Source organism: Spongiactinospora gelatinilytica (genome assembly GCF_003236385.1).
Taxonomy (GTDB): Bacteria; Actinomycetota; Actinomycetes; order Streptosporangiales; family Streptosporangiaceae; genus Spongiactinospora; species Spongiactinospora gelatinilytica.
Window position 1 is genome coordinate 1 of sequence record NZ_POUA01000642.1, and the last position, 2,199, is coordinate 2,199.

A 2,199-nucleotide genomic window follows, 5' to 3' on the forward strand; every position below is an offset into this window, starting at 1 on the left:
CCGAGGCGCTGATCCGCTGGGCCGCCATCGCGGGGATGGCCCGCCGCCTCACCCGGGGCGGACCCGCACGACGCCAACCCCGCTACATCTGCCCTTGAGCTCTAAACGATCTTCTCAAACACGCACTCAGGCGGTGGTGGTGGTGCGACGGTGAGGCAGTACGGCCCCCTCCATGGAATGGATTCGGCGCCCCGGATGTGACATTTGGGGATATGAGATATTTCACGATCTTGCAAGAGGTGGTGGAACTTATGTCCGTGTAATGATCTTTCAAAGTCACCTGTCAAGAGAGGGACCAGCTATGAAGCGGATCGTCAGAATGATGTCCATCGTCACCGCAACGACTGCCGCCGCCCTGATTTTGGGATCGGGTCCGGCCTCGGCAAAGGTCATGGTCATCGTCAAGACCTATCCGGGGACCGCCGCCGGCGCCAGGGCCTGCCAGATCGACCTCAAGCTGGCTCCCCCGAACTACTTCTGCACGCGTATCCAGGCGACCGGACGCAACGCCCTCGCGTACTGGGACTGACGATCGCCGCCAAGGTGAACCGGTACTGAGGTTCGGCAAGGTTTCGGCAAGGCCAGGAATGGAATCCGGCGTTGCCACGGCTGTCGCTTCCGGCTGTGGCCGGCGCCGGATTCCATCCGGTTTCGCGGCGGCGGTACGCCAGGAGGCCGTCGGATTCATTCCGATGAAGCATCTCCTTTAGCAGCCGTTGTGAAAGTGCCATCGGGGTGGTGCTGGAGATACCATCTGCCCCATTCGTCGAGCAGGTGGGCGATCTGTTCGAGCCTTCTGCCCGTGTCGGTGAGCGAGTATTCCACTCGGGGCGGTACCTCGCGGTAGAGCGTGCGCGAGACGATGCCGTCCCCTTCCAGTTCGCGAAGCTGACGGGTGAGCATCCGCTGGGTGATGCCGTTCAGCTCGCGCCGGAGTTCGCCGAACCGGTGGGTGCGCTGGAGCAGCTTGTAGACGATGGCCAGCTTCCAGCGGCCGCCGAGGATCTCCATGGCGACCTCGACCAGGCAGTTGTCCGGCTTGTCCCGCAGGTTGGTGCGCATCCCCCTGACCTCCATTGGTATACAAGGCGGCACTATGTCACAAGAATGACTGTACTTGTGGGTTCCATAGCGGTGTCTCCAGGCTAGGGGCATGCGGCGAGACGAAATCCCCCATCAGCCCCAGGTCGCCCCACGCCCCCGCAAGTGGGCGGTCCTCGCGGTGATGTGCGCGAGCCTGTTCCTGGTCGGAATCGACCTGACCGTGCTGCACGTCGCCCTGCCGACCCTGGCCGAGGAGCTGATGCCCGGAGCGAGCGCGCTGCTGTGGATCGTCGATGTCTACTCGCTGACGGTGGCCGCGCTGCTGGTGACCTGCGGCACCTTGGGCGATCGGTTCGGCAGGAAGCGGATGGTGCTGGCCGGGTTCGCGGTGTTCGGTACCGCTTCTGCGCTGGCCGCGGTGTCGGGTACGACGGCACAGCTCATCGGTGCCCGGGTGCTGCTCGGCGTCGGGGCGGCGATGATCATGGCGTCCACGGTGGCGATCATCCGGTGGGTCTTCACCGATGGACGGGAGCGGATGGTCGCCATCGGCGTGTGGACCGCGGCGCACAGCGCTGGGGCCGCCGTCGGCCCGATCCTGGGCGGCGCGCTGGTGGAACGCTGGTGGTGGGGCGCGGTGTTCCTGATCAACGTGCCCATCGTGGGCGTCGCGCTGCTGGCGGGCGCCTGGCTGATCCCCGAGTCCAGGGACCCGGCCCCGCGCCGTTGGAACGCCGCCGACGCGGTGATCTCCATCGCCGGTCTGGGACTCGCTGTCTACGCCGTCAAGCAGGCCGGGGAGCACCCCTCGCCGATGGCGGCGATCACCGGGGCCGCGGGTCTGGCGCTGCTGGCGGCGTTCGTGCGGCGGCAGCGGCGTTCGGCGAATCCGCTGCTGGACGTGTCGCTGTTCGCCGACCGCCGGTTCACCGCCGCGACGGTGTGCGTACTGGCCTGCTTCGGATGCTACACGGCGCTGTTGTTCTTCCTCACCCAGTCCTTCCAGCTCGCCGGTGGGCTGGGCCCGTTCCAGGCGGGGCTCGCGCTCACGCCGCTGGCGGTGGCCAACGCGCTGGGCGCGGCGGCGGCGCCGTGGCCGGCGCGGCGGTGGGGCGGCCGGGTGACCGTGGTGTGCGCGCTGGGGGCGTTCGGTGG

General features: G+C 67.3%; 3 protein-coding genes. 2 read left to right on the forward strand and 1 reads right to left on the reverse strand.

Annotated elements, in window-relative coordinates:
* Positions 1–301 precede the first annotated feature (301 nt).
* Positions 302–529: a hypothetical protein gene (locus C1I98_RS38110; protein WP_111172089.1), complete on the forward strand. Its 228-nt coding sequence runs from the start codon at positions 302–304 to the stop codon at positions 527–529.
* 155 nt (positions 530–684) lie between these two features.
* Here the strand turns inward: C1I98_RS38110 and C1I98_RS38115 are convergent, their stop codons facing one another.
* Complete coding sequence (locus tag C1I98_RS38115; RefSeq protein WP_199537535.1) at positions 685–1,062, reverse strand: winged helix-turn-helix transcriptional regulator; 378 nt, start codon at positions 1,060–1,062, stop codon at positions 685–687.
* A gap of 91 nt (positions 1,063–1,153) precedes the next feature.
* Here C1I98_RS38115 and C1I98_RS38120 point away from each other — a divergent pair.
* Positions 1,154–2,199 (forward strand): MFS transporter (locus tag C1I98_RS38120; RefSeq protein ID WP_111172091.1); only part of this gene is annotated, 1,046 nt, incomplete at its 3' end.

Coding starts and splice junctions, on each gene's coding strand:
- C1I98_RS38110 (WP_111172089.1), top strand. CDS start 302: ATGAAGCGGATCGTCAGAATGATGTCCATCGTCACCGCAACGACTGCC.
- C1I98_RS38115 (WP_199537535.1), bottom strand. CDS start 1,062: ATGCGCACCAACCTGCGGGACAAGCCGGACAACTGCCTGGTCGAGGTC.